A 16,934-nucleotide genomic window follows, 5' to 3' on the forward strand; every position below is an offset into this window, starting at 1 on the left:
TTTTAGTTTATGATTTATGTAACTAAACTTAATGGAGATAGTTATTATTTAAATCCTTCTCATATTGAGAGTATTGAAGCTAATCCTGATACTACAATTTTACTTATGAATGGTAAGAAATTGGTTGTCAAAGAAAGTGTGGCAGATGTGGTCAATAAAATCAAAATGTATAGGAGAGAAATTGCTTTGTTAGATAGAATTACACAAGAGAATAAGGGAGTTGAATTATGAATTTGGCTAGTATAATTGGATGGGGAGTTGGATTTGGTGCTATTTTAATATCTATGGCATTTACTCCTACAGGATTAGGAGTTTTTTGGGACTTAAGTTCTGTGTTTATTACTATTGTTGGTTCTTTTTCTGCGCTTGTGGCTTCTTCAGAAGTTCCTATTGTTAAGAGAATACCTACATATTTAGGATTTTTCTTTAAAAGAAATTCTTTTGGTAAAATTCCTATTATAAAAACTTTAGTAGAACTTTCAGAAAAAGCTAGGAAAGAAGGACTTTTATCTCTTGATGATGAACTTGATCAAATTGATGATATTTTTTTTAAATCTGGAATGAGACTTGTTGTTGATGGTACTGATCCAGAGATAATTAGAACTATGCTTTCTCTTGAACTTGAACAGATGCAAGAGCGACATAAAGTTGGTGCAGATCTTTTTGGAACTTGGGCAAAACTTGCTCCTGCTTTTGGGATGATAGGTACACTTATTGGACTTATTGCTCTTCTTGGAAATTTAGAAGACAGATCAGCTCTTGGTTCTTCTATGGCCGTTGCTCTTATTACAACTCTTTATGGTACAATAATGGCAAATTTAATGCTGACTCCTATTCAACTTAAATTAGAGTCTATAGATCTTGAGGAAGCATCAGTCAGGGCCATGATAGTTGAAGGTATTTTATCAATTCAAGCGGGTGACAATCCTAGAATTTTGGAGCAAAAACTTGTAACATTTTTAACTCCTAAAGATAGAAATCAACTTGGTAGTGGTGTTCTTGGGGGTGAATAATGATATTTAAAACCAAAAAGAAACGTTCAAAGTGTGAAGAGGGTGGTGCTCCTGAATATATGGTGACTTATGGAGATATGGTAACTCTGTTACTTGTTTTTTTTGTTACTATGTTTTCGTTAAATGATGTTATTGTGAGGGAAAATGTTTTAAAAATAATGTCAGCTTCTTTTACAGGTTCTGGATTTTTTAAGGGAGGTAAGACTTTGGATATTGATAAGCTTTCTTATTTAAGTAATAGCTTTATGTCTTTGCCTTCTACTGCTAAAAATAAACAAGCTTCTCAGGCTGCTAAAAATAAATCTATTATCGAATTCGTTGAAAAAATCCAGTCTAATAAGGTTGTTGTAAGACAACATGAACGAGGTGTTATTGTATCTCTTTTAGCAGATGCTTTTTTTGATTCAGCTAGTGCTGAGGTGAAACTTGATGATAATAGAGATGTTATACAAAAGATAGCTTCTTTTATTGGGTTTTTAGATAATCAAGGATATAATTTTAAAATTGAAGGACATACAGATAATGTCGATGTTAATATAAATGGTATTTGGAAAAGTAATTGGGAACTCTCATCAGCAAGAGCAGTAAACATGTTAGAGCAGATTTTAAATTATACTGATCATTCTAAAATAAAAAGTATTGAGAGTAAATTTGAGGTATCTGGATTTGCAGGTAGTAGGCCAGTTGCTACTGATGATACTCCTGAGGGTAGAGCTTATAATAGAAGAATAGATATTTTGATTACTAGTGATGCTTCTTTAAGTTTTGCTAAAGGTATTAAGCAATAATAGTATTTTTTAGTAATGAAATAAGAAATTTATAGGAGGGTAATATGTCTGAAAAAGATGATGATAGCATGGATGTAGGAGGTTCTGATAGTAAAAAAATAGGCCTACTACCTGATGTGATAATAAGGATTTTGCAAATATTAGCAATAGGACTATTTACTGTTGTTATCATGATAATAGTTTCTTATTTTGTTTCTAAGATGGTAGTAAGTCAAAGTGGAGCGCCTAATAATTTTCCAATCTTTTCTAATGAATATTTAGGAAAGCCTCCTATGCTTATATGGTATGAAAGCATAGATGAAATTAGGGGAACTACGCAAGATACTCCTCCAAAAACTTTTGTAATAAAACTTGCACTAGGTTATGCTGAGAATAATGTTAATATTTTAAGTGAACTTGGACGACAGAAGGTGCGCTTAAAAGATATTATAAGAGAATATTTTAGTCAAAGAACAGGCCAAGAGATAAAAAATGAAAGTCAGATTAAAGCAGAAATTAAGGCCAGAATTAATAGTATCCTTAGAAATGGTGAAATAAAAGAGATAGCATTGACGCAAATTGATATTTTTGATATGTGATTTTTAAAAGGAATTTTAAATGGCAGGTAATCCGGGAGCATTATCACAAGATGATATAGATAGTCTTTTAGAATCTATTAATTCATCTGATAATTTATCATCAGATGATTCGCTTTCTAATATTATATCTAGCCCTATGGGCAAGAAACAAAAAGTTAAAGTGTATGATTTTAAAAGACCAGATAAATTTTCAAAAGAACAAGTAAGAACAGTATCAAGCTTTCATGAGGCATTTGCAAGATATACTACAACTTCACTCTCAGCTCTTTTGAGAAAAATGGTTCATGTACATGTAGCTTCAGTTGATCAGTTGACTTATGAAGAATTTATTCGATCTATTCCAAATCCTACTACCTTAGCAATAATTAATATGGATCCTCTTAAAGGTTCTGCTATATTTGAAGTTGACCCAACTATTGCATTTGCAATAGTTGATAGGCTTTTTGGGGGAGATGGTGACACCATTAAAGATAAGAGTAGGGATTTAACAGAAATAGAACAATCTGTAATGGAAAGTGTTATTATTCGTATTCTTGCTAATATGAGAGAGGCTTGGTCTCAAGTAGTTGATTTAAGGCCTCGGTTTGGACACATAGAAGTTAATCCTCAATTTGCTCAGATAGTTCCTCCAACAGAAATGGTTATTTTGGTTACTCTTGAAGTTAAGATAGGTAAAGTTGAAGGACTTATGAATTTTTGTTTGCCTTATATTACAATAGAACCTATTGTATCTAAACTTTCAACAAGATATTGGCATTCCTTAATTGGTGTGGGAACTACTAGTGAAAATCTTGATGTACTTAGAGAAAAACTTGAATATACAAATATGCCTTTGGTGGCTGAGATAGGAGAAGTGAAATTAAAGGTAAGAGAAATCTTGTCTTTAGAGAAAGGGGATGTTATTAATCTTGAAAATTCTTCAATAGATAAAGATTTGATTTTAAAAGTAGGAACTAAAGAAAAATTTAAATGTAGAATGGGGCTTGTTGGTAATAAAATTTCAGTTCAAATTACAAGAAAAGTTGGTGAGGTAGAGGATTTTGATTTGTTGAAAGAACTTACAGAAGAAGTTGAATAACTTAAAGAGTTTTGATGTTTTAATGAGTTTAATAGAGAGGTAAATAATGGATGTAGATGATAAGAATGATGTTAGTGAAGAAAAACCTGAGATAAAGGGTGTTAAGCTTCCTGATTTGATTGATTCTTTGCCTGAAGGTGTTGATCCTAGTAATTTTGGTCTTTTAATGGATGTTTCTATGCAAGTTACAGTTGAACTTGGTAGGACTGAACGTAAAATAAAAGATATACTTGCTATGTCTGAAGGGACGATCATTACACTTGATAAACTTGCTGGTGAACCTGTAGATATTTTGGTAAATGGAAAAATAGTAGCTAAAGGAGAGGTTGTTGTAATTGATGAGAATTTTGGTGTCAGAATTACCGAAATAATTAAAATTAAAAATGAGTAGGTTAGTTTTATTTTTCACTTTTATTGTATTTTTTGCAGAAAATTTATTTTCACAGGATAATGAGAGTGATTTAAATATTACTTCTAAATTAGAAAATGAAGTTAATTTGCCAATATTTGATGATAATAAGGTTGTTTTAGATAATCAGGATATACAAAGCATATCTCTTTTTAATGTTACAGATTTATTTACTTTGGTTTTATTTTTTCTTTTTTTTGTTATTTTTATATTTTTATTTAAGAAAATGATTTTAGGCTATAAAAAAATTAAAAATAATGATGTGTCGACTTTAATAAGAGAACTTGCTTTTTATGAGATAGATAATAAAAATTCTATAAGGATTGTTAATGTGTTAGGCAATGTTTATGTATTTTTAGTATCAAATAGTTCTTCTATTTTACTAAAGGAGATAACATCAGGTGAAGAGTTGGAGAATTTAGAATTTCAACTTAATAAGATTAATAGCCGTGGTAATATAAATTCATTTAGGTCAATTTTTAATAAAATATTACGCAATAATAAGAAAGATAAACCATTTATTGATGATCATGATGAATATGCAGAGTTGGAAAATGATATTGAGACTTCTTTGAAAAGTAAACAGGATAGATTAAAAAAGTTTTAGAGGTTAAATTTGAATAAAAAATTAAGTTTTTTGTTGTTATTTGGAGTTGTAAATTTTGCATTTTCTCAAACCAAGTCTTTACAACCTACTACTGGATTGAATTTTCCATTTGTTGATTTTTTAAATTCGTTTGGTGGTGGCATAGTTTTTCCTTTGCAACTTTTATTAATATTAAGCATCATAACGCTTTCTCCGGCTTTTTTGGTTTTAATGACTTCCTTTTTAAGAATAGCAATAGTATTGGATTTTATTAGAAGAGCATTATCACTTCAGCAATCACCACCTAATCAGGTAATAATGGGATTGGCTTTATTTTTAACTCTTTTTACTATGTGGCCAACTTTTAACATAATATATAAGGATGCATATTTACCTTTGAGAGATTCTAAAATAAATTTTAATGAATTTTATGATAGAGGAATTGCTCCACTTAGAAATTTTATGTATAAACAGATGTCTAATAGTAGGCATGAAGAGATTAGATTATTTATGAGTATTAGTAATTATTCTAAACCTAATAACTTTAGTGAAGTTCCAACACATGTTCTTATTGCATCTTTTATTTTACATGAACTAAAAGTTGCTTTTAAAATGGGCATTTTGATCTTTTTACCATTTATAATAATAGATATTATTGTAGCCGCAGTTTTAATGGCAATGGGTATGATAATGTTGCCACCCGTAATAATATCATTACCATTTAAGCTTATACTTTTTGTTATGGTGGATGGTTGGACTTTGATTACTAGTGGACTTATTAAAAGTTTTATGTGAGGCTATAAGTGACAACTGGACAAATTATTTATTTGATTAAAATGTCTATTGAAAATATTATTATTCTCTCAGCTCCAATGTTAATTACAGCTCTTATAGTTGGTCTTTTAGTTTCAATTTTTCAGGCTGTTACTTCGATTCAAGATCAAACACTTAGTTTTATTCCCAAAATTATTATAATACTCTTAGTTCTTGTGATATTTGGACCTTGGATTTTAAAGAAGCTTATGCAATTTACGTTTTTAGTTTTTAATCAGATACAAAATATGTAATTTCTGGATTAATTTATGAATATAGATTTTTTGATTTTGAAATCTTTTGTGGTTTTACCTATTTTTATTAGGATTTTTGTTTTTTTAAGATTTTCGCCTTTTTTTTCAACTATTAAAATGGGTTATTTAAATTTTTTCTTTGCATTGATTTTGTCCATTATTATTGTAGATAAGGTAAATGTTGTTTATCCTTTGAATAATTTGACAGCATTTGTATTAATATTGCTAGGAGAGGCTATTTTAGGACTTATTCAAGCTTTTTTTGTAAGTATTATTTTTAATGTGTTTCATTTACTTGGTTTTTTTTTCTCAAATCAGATGGGACTTGCTTATGCAAATATTTTTGATGTTTTTGCAGAAGAGGATAATTTGGTAATATCTCAAATATTTACTTATCTTTTTTTGATTGTGTTTTTATCTAATGATTTTTTATTTCGTTTTTTAGTTATTGGGGTTTATGATTCTGTCTTAAATGTTAGAGTTGAGAACATGGTTAATATAAAGAATTATGAATTTATAAAGTTAGTATTTTATTCTTTTGCTATTCTTTTTGAAAAATCTTTAATAATGTCGCTTCCAATATTAGGAGTTCTTTTACTTTTATATTTAATTTTAGGTATAATTTCCAAAACATCTCCTCAAATTAATTTATTAATGATTAGTTTTGCGATTTCTTTGGGATTGGGATTAATTATTTTATATATTACTTTTCCAAGTTTTGTAATATCTGTTAAAAGAGTAATTGAACTTAGCTTAGAATCTATGCGTAATGCATTGAATTTATTTTCTGAGACTTTAAGATGAATACTAGAGATGAATTTTTAAATAAAAGTTGGTATATACCTCTTAATTTTTTTGCATCAGAGGATGAGGGCAGAACTGAAGTTCCTACTGAGCAAAGAAAACAAAAAGCAAGAAGAGAAGGTCAAGTGTTAAAATCAATAGAAATTAATTCATCTATTTCTCTTTTTATATTGTTTGCTGTATTTTTTTTTATGTTATCTTATTTTGCTCAAGAATTAATGGATATTTTTAAATGGCAGGCTAGTAAGTTACCAGAAGTAATGTCAATTAGTATTTATTCATTAAGTTTTGCGTATATTAGGCCTATGTTTAGATATGTAAGTATATTTTTTATAGTGTCTTTTATAGTTGGATTTTTAGTTAATATTATGCAAGTTGGCTTTGTCATAACTCTTAAGCCTATAGCGCCTAAATGGGATAGAATCAACCCAAATTTTTCAAAATGGATGAAAAATTCTTTTGGTTCAGTTGATGCCTTTTTTAATTTGTTTAAAAGTTTATTGAAAATTGCTATAATATCTTTTATATATTATATTATGCTGAAAAGCAATATAGGTAAAATTTCAAAAATGCCTGAGTATAGCCTTGAAGGCGGTATTTCTGTAATATTAAGTCTTGCTTATAGAATATGTTTTTTTTCAGTGATGGTATTGATGGGTCTTAGTGTACTAGATTATCTTTTTCAAAGAGCTCGTTATATTGAGAATTTGAAAATGACAAAAGAAGAAATCAAGCAAGAGCGAAAGGAAATGGAAGGAGATCCTCTGCTTCGTTCTAGAATGCGGGAGCGAATGCGAGAAATTTTAAATGTTAATTTGAGGGTAGCAGTTCCTCAAGCAGATGTGGTAATTACAAATCCAGAGCATTTTGCTGTTGCTATTAAATGGGATAGCAATACTATGTTAGCACCTAAAGTACTTGCAAAGGGGCAAGATGAAATTGCATTTGTAATTAAACAAATTGCAAGAGAAAACAATGTTTCTATAGTGGAAAATAAGCCACTTGCAAGGGAGCTTTATGCTAATGTTGATATTAATGAAGAGATTCCAAGGGAATATTGGGAAATTGTTTCTAAAATTCTTGTGAAGGTATATTCTATTGCTAAAAAATTTAATTAGAGGTTAAGTTATTGGACTTAGAGAAAAATTCTGTATTAGGGTATTTGGGGCTTAATAATAAAGCTGATTTAATAGTTTCAGTTGGTTTAATACTTATTGTTGCTGGCTTTATTTTACCTCTTCCTGCATTTATTTTAGATGCTTTGATTGCGATTAATTTAATGATGAGCCTTTTAATTATTCTTATTGTTCTTTATTCTAAGCGTCCGCTTGATTTTTCGGTTTTTCCAACACTTTTACTTGTTATGACTATTTTTGGTCTTGTTTTAAATATTTCTTCTACTAGATTAATTTTGATTAAAGGAATAAATTTTGATGGGCAAATGATAAGGACTTTTGGAACATTTGTTGTTGGAAGTTCTGGGACGCAAGGTCTTGTTGTAGGATTTATAATATTTCTTATTATCATTGCTGTTCAGTTTATTGTTATAACAAAAGGTGCTACTAGAGTTGCTGAGGTTGCTGCTCGTTTTGCTCTTGATGCTCTTCCTGGTAAACAAATGGCCATTGATTCTGCTTATAGTTCTGGTAATTTGACAGAAGAAGAGGCTACAAGACAAAAAAATGATTTGCAATCTGAAGTGAATTTTTATGGTGCTATGGATGGTGCTTCCAAGTTTGTTTCTGGGAATGTGAAAGTTGGATTTTTAATAACTCTTATAAATATTCTTGGAGGGCTTATAGTAGGAGTAACCCTTCAAGGTCTTAATTTTAATGATGCAATTAATAATTATGTGTCTTTAACTGTTGGAGATGGGCTTGTTTCTCAACTTCCAGCTTTATTGATTTCAACAGCAACAGGTCTTATTGTTACTAGATCGATATCAAAAAATAGTTTTGGAGGGGAAATTTTTGAACAATTTACTTCCTATGCAGGAATTTATTGGATTGTATCTGGATTTTTGTTGTTTTTGGCATTTCTTCCAGGATTTCCTACATTAATACTGATTCTTTTGGGTTTGTTGATAGGATTTTTTGCTTATTCGCTCTCTAATTTGTCTAGAGATAAAGAACTTTATGAAAAGCAGAGGGCTGAAGAGCAAATATTAAGTTATGCGGATAAGGAAATTACGCCAGTAGTGCCTTTAGATCCATTGGCTTTAGAGATTGGATATAATCTTGTTCCAATAGTTGATGATTCCAAAACATCGGAACTTCTTGATCGTATTGTAAAAATACGTCGTGAGATTGCTCTTGAATTTGGAATAGTTGTTCCTAAAATTAGAATAGTAGACAATATGCGGCTTGAACCAAATGAATATTCATTTAAACTTAGAGGAGTGGAGATTGGACATGGAGAGATTAAGTTAGGTAAGTTTTTAGTTATAAATGTAGGTTTGGATTCTGGTCTTGAAGGAGATCTTACAAAAGATCCGTCATTTGGTCTTCCATCTCTTTGGGTGAATGATGATGTTAGAGAAATTGCTGAGAAATTGGGCTATACTGTAGTTGATCCACCTTCAATTATTGCGACGCATATGACTGAACTTATTAAGAGACATTCTTATGAGATTTTAACACGTCAAGATGTTCAAAATATTCTTGATGTCTTTAAAAAAGATTATGGAGCTATTGTTGAAGAAGTTGTAAAGGATTTTTCGGTTGGAGAGATTCAAAGAGTGTTACAAGGTCTTTTGCGAGAGCAAGTTTCAATACGTAATTTAGTTACAATTTTTGAAACAATAGCTGATTTTACAAATGTTACTAAAGATACATTTTTTTTAATTGAGAAGTGTAGGCAAGCAATTGGAAGACAAATAGTTAATGTATATCTGGACTCTAATTTAGAACTTAATGTAATAACAATTAATCCAGAATTTGAACAGAAGATAATTGATTCGAGATTTGAGGCCAATAACGATCTTGTAAGTTCTCTTGAGCCAAGTTTAAAATCCAAATTTCTTTATGAACTCTTTAAGCTTGTAAATGAAGTTCAATCGCAAGGGTATTATCCTATTATATTATCTAGTGAATCTGCACGTCCTGTAATAAGGGTTTTAACAAGTAGAGAGCTTTCAGATGTTGTTGTTATATCTGTTCTAGAGGTTCCTAAAAATGTTAAAGTTAATGTACTTAAAACAGTAGAGGTTGAAGAGTAATATTATGGTTCAGTATTTTACAGAAAGAGGTCCTACTTATAATGAGGTTATAGAGACTGTTAAGAGAAAATATGGAAAAAATGCTAGAGTTATGACTTATAAGACAATATCTCATGGAGGAATATTTGGATTATTTAGTAGGGATTGGATTGAGGTTTCAGGTTATGTTAGGTATGACATTGGACAACAGCAAATAAATGTTGAGGAAGAAAAGCGTAAGATTCTTCAAAGTATTAAAAAAGAAGAGAGTTCTTCAATTGAAGATGTAATTAAGGAAGTTAAATCTCTTAAAAATGAACTTGCACATAAAAAGGAAGAAATTAATCATCCAACTATTTTAAAAATAGAAGATATTTTACGTAGTAATGATTTTTCTGAAAGTTATATTAGAGATATTAATAATTTTATTAAAAAGGAATTTAGTTTATCTGATCTTGATGATTATGATAAAGTTAAAGACAGTGTGATAATATATATTGCTAAAACTATTAAATGTTCAGGCTCTCTTATTGATAATCTTAAGAAAAGGATTTTTATTTTAGTTGGACCAACAGGTGTTGGGAAGACTACTACCATTGCAAAACTTGCAGCGATTTATGGTATTAATAGTGATGATAAGAATTTAAATATTAAGATTATTACTATTGATAACTATCGAATAGGTGCTAAAAAACAAATTCAGACATATGGTGATATTATGGGAATTCCTGTTAAAGCAATTGAATCTTTTAAAGATTTAAAGGAAGAGATTACACATTCAAAAGATTTTGATCTTGTTCTTATTGATACAATTGGTAAGAGTCCTAAGGATTTTATGAAACTTGCTGAGATGAAAGAACTTCTTAATGCTTGTGGTCGTGATGCTGAATTTCATTTGGCTGTAAGTTCTACGACAAAAACATCAGATATAAAAGAAATATTTCATCAGTTTTCTCCTTTTAGTTATAAGACTGTGATTTTTACAAAGCTTGATGAGACAACATGTGTTGGTAATTTGATAAGTTTAATTCATGAAATGAGAAAGGAAGTTTCTTATGTTACTGATGGGCAAATTGTTCCTCATAATATTAGTATTGCAGAACCGCTTACCTTCATTAAGAAAATAAATGGATATAGAATAAGTGATGATGTTGAATTTATTCGAAAGCTAAAAGGTAAATCTTATTATTAAGGATAATATATGATGGAAGATCAGGCTCAAAGTTTACGTGATATTATGAGATTAAATAATAAGTCTAGCTTTGTTATTGATGATAAAATACAAAATAATAAAACAAGATTTATTTCTGTTACCAGTGGTAAAGGTGGTGTTGGGAAAAGTAATATTGCTGTGGGGCTTGCTCTTAAATATGCACATCTTGGTAAAAAAGTTTTGATTTTTGATGCAGATATTGGTATGGCTAATATTAATATTTTACTTGGAGTGATTCCAAAGTACAATATTTATCATATGATTGTGCAAGGTCGATGTATTAAAGACGTAATTACTAAGACAGAATATAATATTGATCTCTTAGCTGGTGCTTCTGGAACAACAGAACTTTTGGACTTATCAGAAACCGAAATGAACCAGTTTATAAAAGAATTATTAAAAGTTTATGAATATGATATAGTGATAATAGATACCAGTGCTGGAATTTCAAGACAGGTTATTTCGTTTTTATTCTCTAGCGATGATGTGGTTATTGTAACAACGCCAGAACCTACCTCCATAACTGATGCTTATGGTATCATTAAGGTTTTGTCTCATAGGATGGAAAATTTAAAGAATTTAAGACTGGTTGTAAATAGAGTTGCTAATGTTAGTGAAGGGAAAATAGTGGCTAAGAAAGTTATTGATATATCGAGTCAGTTTTTGAATTTGAATATTGATTATTTAGGTTATGTTTATGAGGATCAAAATATTAAAAATTCTGTTTTTAAGCAGAGACCTTTTATTTTATTGAATCCTAATAGTAAAGCTAGTTATTGTCTTGATTCTATTGTTGCTGCTCTTGAGGAGATTACTCTTGATAATAAAAAAAGAAGAGGTGTGATAGGTTTTATATCTAAATTTTTTGGCATGGAATAGGTAATTATGTTATTTGGAAAGAAAAGCAAGTATGTTTTATTATTTAGTTTATTTGCATTTATTCTTGCGATGATTCTTAGTATTTTTGCTAGAGTGTCTTTTTTTACAGTATTATTTAGAGCATTTCTTCAATTTGTAATTTTTTTTGCTGTAGGACTTTTAATTGAATTTATATATAACAAGTATTTGTATGAACTCTTTAAAGATAATGATTTGAGTAGTAATAAAGATGTTCTTAATAAAGATGATAATTCTCAAGCTGGACCTAATAACATAGATTCTTCTTTGATAAAGGATTTTTCAAGTAAGAATGCTAAAGTTAATAATAGTAATTATGATTTTTCGGAAGAATTGAATAAGTATACGGCTGTTAGAGAGAGGCAAAATGATGTTGATTTTGAGAGTAAATTATCAGAACAGATTTCATATGTTAAGAAAAGTGATCCCAAAGTTGTTGCTGATACTATTAAGACTTTGATTAATAAAAAGGAATAACTATGACTGATATTGGTGATTTTGCTGGTTTAAGAGAAAAAATAAGACGATATTTAGAGAGAGAAAATAAGGTTCGTTTAATAGAAATAGAAGCGGATACTCTTGAAGAGGCTTTAAATGATGCTTCTTTGGAACTTTCAGTTCCATATAAAGATTTGGATTATGAAATTTTAGTACGTGGAAATAGTGGGATATTTGGATATGGTGAGAAAAAATGGAGAATAGTTGCTTATAAAAATTCTTATTCAAAATTTGGAGTTCTTGATGTTTTAAGTTCACAAGGCGAATCTGAAGAGAGTATTTCTTTGGATGGAAAGTTTTTTATAAGAAGAAGTGCCAAGGGAGTATTTTTAAAAGTGACTCCTGCTCAAGGAGGAGGAAATGTTGTTACTTTTAAGGATGTAATGGATAAATTTGCATCGTATAGTAATATTAAAAATTTGGATAAGAATTTTGTTAGAACAATAGTTGAAAATGCTAGTGGTGAATATGAACGTGTTTCTGATTTTGAGGCTGAACTTGCAGAGAGTGTAACTATGATGGTTCATATATCAGAAGACGCAATGTCAGTAACTATTGAATTTACTACTCCTGGACCTAATGGTGCTGAAGTTTTAGAAAAAGATATTTGTAATATTCTTAAAAAATATGGAGTAGTAGATAAAGCATTGCTTCACAATAAAATAAAAGAATTTGTGGACTATCCATTTTATGGTGAATCAATTGAGATGGCAAAGGGAGTTAATTCTGTTAAGGGAAGGGATGCTTATGTTAATTTTGTTGTAAAGAGTAAGTATTCATCTGAATATGGTGCTGTAGGTAATGAATTTAGGAATGTTAATAAGGGAGATGAGCTTGCAGAAATTGTCCCTTTGTCAAGAGGGATTGATGGATATACTGTTTTTGGAAAAGTATTAAAGGCAGAGAGTGGTAGGGAATTGGATTTGGTTTTGGGAGAGAATACTTTACGGGAAGGAAATAAAATCCTTGCAGGATGTGATGGATATATATTTATTGAGAATGGTGTTATTGCTGTACATGATGTTTATGTTATTGATGGTGATGTTGGTCCTGCTACTGGTAATATAGTGAATAATGGTATGGTATTAATTAAGGGAAGTATTTTGGATGGATATAATGTGATGGCTAAGAGTGGAATAGAGGTTAATGGACTTGTTGGTAGATGTAATTTGAGTACAGATGGCTCTATTATTCTTCGTAGTGGAGCTAATGGTAAGGGTGGTTCGGAGATTTATGCTAAGAAATCTATTAAATCTAAATTTTTAGAAAATGTTGATGTACGATGTGAAGGTAATATTGAAGTTGTAAGGGGAATTGTTAATTCTTTTGTTTCTTGTACAAAGAAAGTACTCTGTATTGGGAAAAAATCTAAAATAGTTGGTTCTGATATTCATGCAAGAGAGGAAGTTAGAGCGTATTCTATTGGATCTGAGGGTAATGCTGAGACTTCTGTTTGTGTTGGTTGTGATCCTGAAATAAAATCTTTATTATCTAAATTTAATGAGTATCTTGTCAAAATAGAGAAACGTCTTGAGGTTTTAACAAAAGATATTTCTGCTTTAAAGAAAAATATTCAGATTACTGTTGATAAAGCCGAAAAGTCTTTAAAAATTGATAGTTGTAATGAACTTATTAATGAGAGAGATATTTTAATTTTAGAAATAAAAATGGTAAAAGATAAACAAGAAAGTTTACAAAGAGCACTTGAAAATAGTAAGATTGCTGGCAAAATTTTTGTTGAATACATAGCTTATGCTGGAGTTAAGTTGTATATTAAAGATGCTTATTATGAGCTTCCAAGGGATTATCATAATATTACTTTTGTAGAGGATGACGGTATTATTAAAATGGTAGCTTATGTTCCTTTTGAATCTAAATAGTTTATAAATTATAGGAGGAGCTTTTGGATATTAATATTTCATCTGAAGTTACAAAGATAATTACACAAGGTGCTTTTAAAGCTAGTGAAGTTTCAAATGAGACTTTGAGAAAAAAAAAGATAAGAGAAGATCAACATTTGAGTTTAAATGAGAAAGAAAGTTATCATTATGATTCGGAAATTAATATCATATTTCCTATTGATGAACTTAAAGATGATAACTTTAATTCTGTTACAATATCAAAAGTTAAGCATGATGATAAAAATTCGTCTGAGTTATATGATATTAATTTACATGATCCAAAGCTTGGAAAGAATATTGATATTGAGAGATAGTTTGGTATAGGACATTCTATATGTTTGTTGTTTTTTGTTTCATTTTGATTATATTTACTTTTATATATTTTCATGTATATATTAGTTTAAAAATAAAATCTAATAGCATACTTAAAAAATTTAAGAGTGAAGTGGATAAAACTATTATTGAGATTAATCAAGCTACTGATAGAAATATCAGTATTATTGAAATTAAAATTGAAAGTTTAAATAGGATTATTAAAGAGGTTGATGAGAGAATAGAAATACTTGATCAAAGATTATTAGGATTTAATGCCCATTCAATTTCAATGGTAAATAATAATTTTGGGATTAAAAGTGATAGTGGTTCTTATAAGAGTAATTTAGATTATTCGATACCTACTATTGAGAAAAATATAATAAAAGAGGGATATAATATTCGTCAACAAGTTATTTCACTCTATGAACAGGGAATGTCTTTAGAAGTTATTTCTAAAAAATTAAAATTAGATTTGGGTGAAATTGAATTAATTATTTCAATTCATAGGGGTATTTGATGGAAAAGTGGATAGGAATAGATCTTGGAACTACAAATACTGTAGTGTCTTATTTTGATGTTAATTCTAGAGTGATATTGAATGATAGAGGTGAGAGAATGACACCTTCTATTGTTTCTTTTACAGATTTTGGTGTTATTGTTGGTAGTGCTGCTAAACATCAAATATTGGTAAATCCAGATAAAACTTTTTATAATTTTAAAGTCAATATGGGGACCGATGTTGTTTATCAAGTTGGTGATAATATATATAAGGCTGAAGATATTGCTTCTTATTTGTTATTGAATATTAAGATTAATGCTGAAAAATTTTTGGGTACTCCAGTAAACGATGCTGTTATAACAGTTCCTGCTTATTTTTCTGAAATTCAAAGAAGAGGTGTTGTTAGGGCTGCAGATATTGCAGGATTAAAATGTAGGGCAATACTTAATGAACCAACAGCAGCTGCTTTGTCTTATGCTTTTGAAAAACAAGTAGAAGGGTTATTTCTTGTATATGACCTTGGTGGTGGAACTTTTGATGTTACTCTTTTAGAGAGGCAAAATGATACTTATACTGTTCTTGCAATTAAAGGTGAAAATAGACTTGGTGGGAATGATTTTAATGAAGTTGTAGAAAAACATGTTTTAGCGAATTTTAAAGAGGAATATCCTGATATCAATTTGGATGATATTGTACTTATTGAACAATTAAGAGAAAAAATTGAAGATGCTAAAAAAAATTTATCTACTATGGATGAAGTTAATATTGTATTGCCTTTTACTGATGGTAATCATTTAAATTATAAACTTACAAGAGATGAATTTAATTTGATGATTTGGGATTTTATAGATAAAACTATTAGTCTTACAAATGAATGTATTGCAGATTCAGGTGTTGATCTTAAACATATTTTAAAGATAGTGCTCTCAGGAGGTTCAACTAGAATTCCTTTGGTTAAAGATAGATTGAAAGAAGTTTTTCCTGAGATTGAAGTTTTAGATTCGTTAAATCAAGATGAGGTTGTTGCAACTGGTGCTGCTATTCATGCTTTTAGTCTTGCAAATAATAATACTCTTATTGATTTTAAAGATGTGACGCCTTATTCTCTTGGAATTGAAACTTGTAATGATGGATTTTTTACATTGATTAAGAAAAATACTTTATTACCAGTTTGTGAAAGACAAATATTTACAACAACTAATGATTATCAAGATGAGATTGAAATTCATGTGTTGCAAGGTGAATATAATAAGGCGTCCTTGAATTGTTCAATAAGTAGGTTTTTCTTTAGTAATATACAAAATGCTCTAAAAGGTGTACCAAAGATAGAGATACTTTTCAGGTTGGATGAGAGTGGTATTTTAAGTATTGCTGCAAGAGATTTAGATATTAATGTTTCTAAGTCAATTAAAATAAGAATGACAAGTGCTTCTTTTGATAATAATGAAAAGGAAGGTTTTCTGATTTCATCAGGAAATATTAAAGCTAAAGAGATATTAGAAGATAAAATTGAATTATTGTAAATATTTTGCATTGAGGAATTAATTTAATTATTTTATAACTGATATATTATCTTACCAATAATGTCGTTAATGTTTATAAATCCATATTCTCTAGAATCAAGAGAAACTTTTTTATTATCTCCTATTACTAAGTAATAATCCTTTGGAATGTATATGCTTTCTAATTTTTGTAGATGTTCTTTATTTATATTGAAGTTTAGGTTATGTATAGATATTATATTTTGCTGTAATTTTATGAATTTTTCTCCTGGGATTGCAAAAATTTTTTTAACAGATATTTTTTTTGTTATAGGGTCCTTGATAAGTACTGTTTCATTTTTTTTAGGTTTGCTCCATAGTACAACATAGGTTTCTTTATTTTTTATTCTAATACCATAGGCTAGTTTATGATTTATTATCCAATTTTGATCTAAAATTGTTGGTAACATTGAAGAACCTTTAACTAAATGAAAAGATAGTGACATTTTGATAATTGTTATTAATAATATAAAAGCCAATGCAACGGGCATTAATACCTGTTTGTGAATTTGCAACATTTCTTAAATTTCCATTTGAGTTTTTATCGAATT

The 16,934-nt window shown here is 29.2% G+C and carries 20 protein-coding genes; 19 read left to right on the forward strand and 1 reads right to left on the reverse strand.

Features of this window, described 5'->3' with window-relative positions; all coding sequences use genetic code 11:
* The first annotated feature begins 9 nt into the window (after positions 1-9).
* Genes U880_RS0108015 through U880_RS0108105 form a run of 19 tightly spaced genes read left to right on the forward strand, consistent with a single transcriptional unit; the run spans position 10 to position 16,365 of the window.
* The gene (locus U880_RS0108015; RefSeq protein ID WP_014696162.1) at positions 10-231 is read left to right on the forward strand and encodes a flagellar FlbD family protein; all 222 of its coding nucleotides are present in this window, start codon (positions 10-12) and stop codon (positions 229-231) included.
* Positions 228-1,013, forward strand: a complete 786-nt coding sequence (locus tag U880_RS0108020; RefSeq protein ID WP_024655517.1) for a motility protein A — start codon at positions 228-230, stop codon at positions 1,011-1,013. Before U880_RS0108015 ends, U880_RS0108020 begins: the two co-directional genes overlap by 4 nt.
* On the forward strand, positions 1,013-1,801 hold the full coding sequence (motB, locus tag U880_RS0108025; protein ID WP_024655518.1) for a flagellar motor protein MotB: 789 nt from the start codon (positions 1,013-1,015) through the stop codon (positions 1,799-1,801). The genes U880_RS0108020 and motB overlap by 1 nt, the downstream gene beginning before the upstream one ends.
* A gap of 44 nt (positions 1,802-1,845) precedes the next feature.
* Positions 1,846-2,379 carry a flagellar basal body-associated protein FliL gene (fliL, locus tag U880_RS0108030; protein WP_024655519.1) on the forward strand — a complete coding sequence of 178 codons (534 nt, stop codon included), beginning with the start codon at positions 1,846-1,848 and terminating at the stop codon, positions 2,377-2,379.
* A 19-nt stretch (positions 2,380-2,398) separates the two neighbouring features.
* Positions 2,399-3,457 carry a flagellar motor switch protein FliM gene (gene fliM / locus U880_RS0108035; RefSeq protein WP_024655520.1) on the forward strand — a complete coding sequence of 353 codons (1,059 nt, stop codon included), beginning with the start codon at positions 2,399-2,401 and terminating at the stop codon, positions 3,455-3,457.
* A gap of 46 nt (positions 3,458-3,503) precedes the next feature.
* Positions 3,504-3,848: a flagellar motor switch protein FliN gene (fliN, locus tag U880_RS0108040; RefSeq protein ID WP_014696160.1), complete on the forward strand. Its 345-nt coding sequence runs from the start codon at positions 3,504-3,506 to the stop codon at positions 3,846-3,848.
* Entirely contained in the window at positions 3,841-4,473 is a 633-nt protein-coding gene (locus U880_RS0108045) for a flagella biosynthesis regulatory protein FliZ (protein ID WP_024655521.1), read from the forward strand. Before fliN ends, U880_RS0108045 begins: the two co-directional genes overlap by 8 nt.
* Before the next feature lie 9 nt (positions 4,474-4,482).
* Positions 4,483-5,247, forward strand: coding sequence for a flagellar type III secretion system pore protein FliP (gene fliP / locus U880_RS0108050; protein ID WP_024655522.1), 765 nt, complete (start codon positions 4,483-4,485; stop codon positions 5,245-5,247).
* An 8-nt stretch (positions 5,248-5,255) separates the two neighbouring features.
* Entirely contained in the window at positions 5,256-5,519 is a 264-nt protein-coding gene (gene fliQ, locus U880_RS0108055; RefSeq protein ID WP_024655523.1) for a flagellar biosynthesis protein FliQ, read from the forward strand.
* A 15-nt stretch (positions 5,520-5,534) separates the two neighbouring features.
* Positions 5,535-6,323, forward strand: a complete 789-nt coding sequence (fliR, locus tag U880_RS0108060; protein WP_024655524.1) for a flagellar biosynthetic protein FliR — start codon at positions 5,535-5,537, stop codon at positions 6,321-6,323.
* Positions 6,320-7,441: a flagellar biosynthesis protein FlhB gene (gene flhB / locus U880_RS0108065; RefSeq protein ID WP_024655525.1), complete on the forward strand. Its 1,122-nt coding sequence runs from the start codon at positions 6,320-6,322 to the stop codon at positions 7,439-7,441. Before fliR ends, flhB begins: the two co-directional genes overlap by 4 nt.
* 11 nt (positions 7,442-7,452) lie before the next feature.
* On the forward strand, positions 7,453-9,540 hold the full coding sequence (gene flhA, locus U880_RS0108070; RefSeq protein WP_024655526.1) for a flagellar biosynthesis protein FlhA: 2,088 nt from the start codon (positions 7,453-7,455) through the stop codon (positions 9,538-9,540).
* A 4-nt stretch (positions 9,541-9,544) separates the two neighbouring features.
* Entirely contained in the window at positions 9,545-10,711 is a 1,167-nt protein-coding gene (gene flhF, locus U880_RS0108075) for a flagellar biosynthesis protein FlhF (RefSeq protein ID WP_024655527.1), read from the forward strand.
* Positions 10,712-10,723: 12 nt separating this feature from the next.
* On the forward strand, positions 10,724-11,611 hold the full coding sequence (locus U880_RS0108080) for a MinD/ParA family protein (protein WP_024655528.1): 888 nt from the start codon (positions 10,724-10,726) through the stop codon (positions 11,609-11,611).
* Between the two features lie 6 nt (positions 11,612-11,617).
* Positions 11,618-12,106, forward strand: a complete 489-nt coding sequence (locus U880_RS0108085) for a hypothetical protein (protein ID WP_024655529.1) — start codon at positions 11,618-11,620, stop codon at positions 12,104-12,106.
* Positions 12,107-12,108: 2 nt separating this feature from the next.
* Positions 12,109-14,007 (forward strand): FapA family protein, encoded by a 1,899-nt coding sequence (locus tag U880_RS0108090; protein WP_024655530.1) that lies wholly within the window; start codon positions 12,109-12,111, stop codon positions 14,005-14,007.
* Positions 14,008-14,030: 23 nt separating this feature from the next.
* Positions 14,031-14,342, forward strand: a complete 312-nt coding sequence (locus U880_RS0108095; protein ID WP_024655531.1) for a hypothetical protein — start codon at positions 14,031-14,033, stop codon at positions 14,340-14,342.
* Positions 14,343-14,362: 20 nt separating this feature from the next.
* Positions 14,363-14,860 carry a DUF6115 domain-containing protein gene (locus tag U880_RS0108100; protein WP_024655532.1) on the forward strand — a complete coding sequence of 166 codons (498 nt, stop codon included), beginning with the start codon at positions 14,363-14,365 and terminating at the stop codon, positions 14,858-14,860.
* Positions 14,860-16,365 carry an Hsp70 family protein gene (locus U880_RS0108105; RefSeq protein ID WP_024655533.1) on the forward strand — a complete coding sequence of 502 codons (1,506 nt, stop codon included), beginning with the start codon at positions 14,860-14,862 and terminating at the stop codon, positions 16,363-16,365. The genes U880_RS0108100 and U880_RS0108105 overlap by 1 nt, the downstream gene beginning before the upstream one ends.
* 32 nt (positions 16,366-16,397) lie before the next feature.
* Here the strand turns inward: U880_RS0108105 and lepB are convergent, their stop codons facing one another.
* On the reverse strand, positions 16,398-16,901 hold the full coding sequence (lepB, locus tag U880_RS0108110; RefSeq protein WP_024655534.1) for a signal peptidase I: 504 nt from the start codon (positions 16,899-16,901) through the stop codon (positions 16,398-16,400).
* Positions 16,902-16,934 lie beyond the last annotated feature (33 nt).

The organism is Borrelia hispanica CRI (assembly GCF_000500065.1).
In the GTDB taxonomy this organism is placed as follows: Bacteria; Spirochaetota; Spirochaetia; order Borreliales; family Borreliaceae; genus Borrelia; species Borrelia hispanica.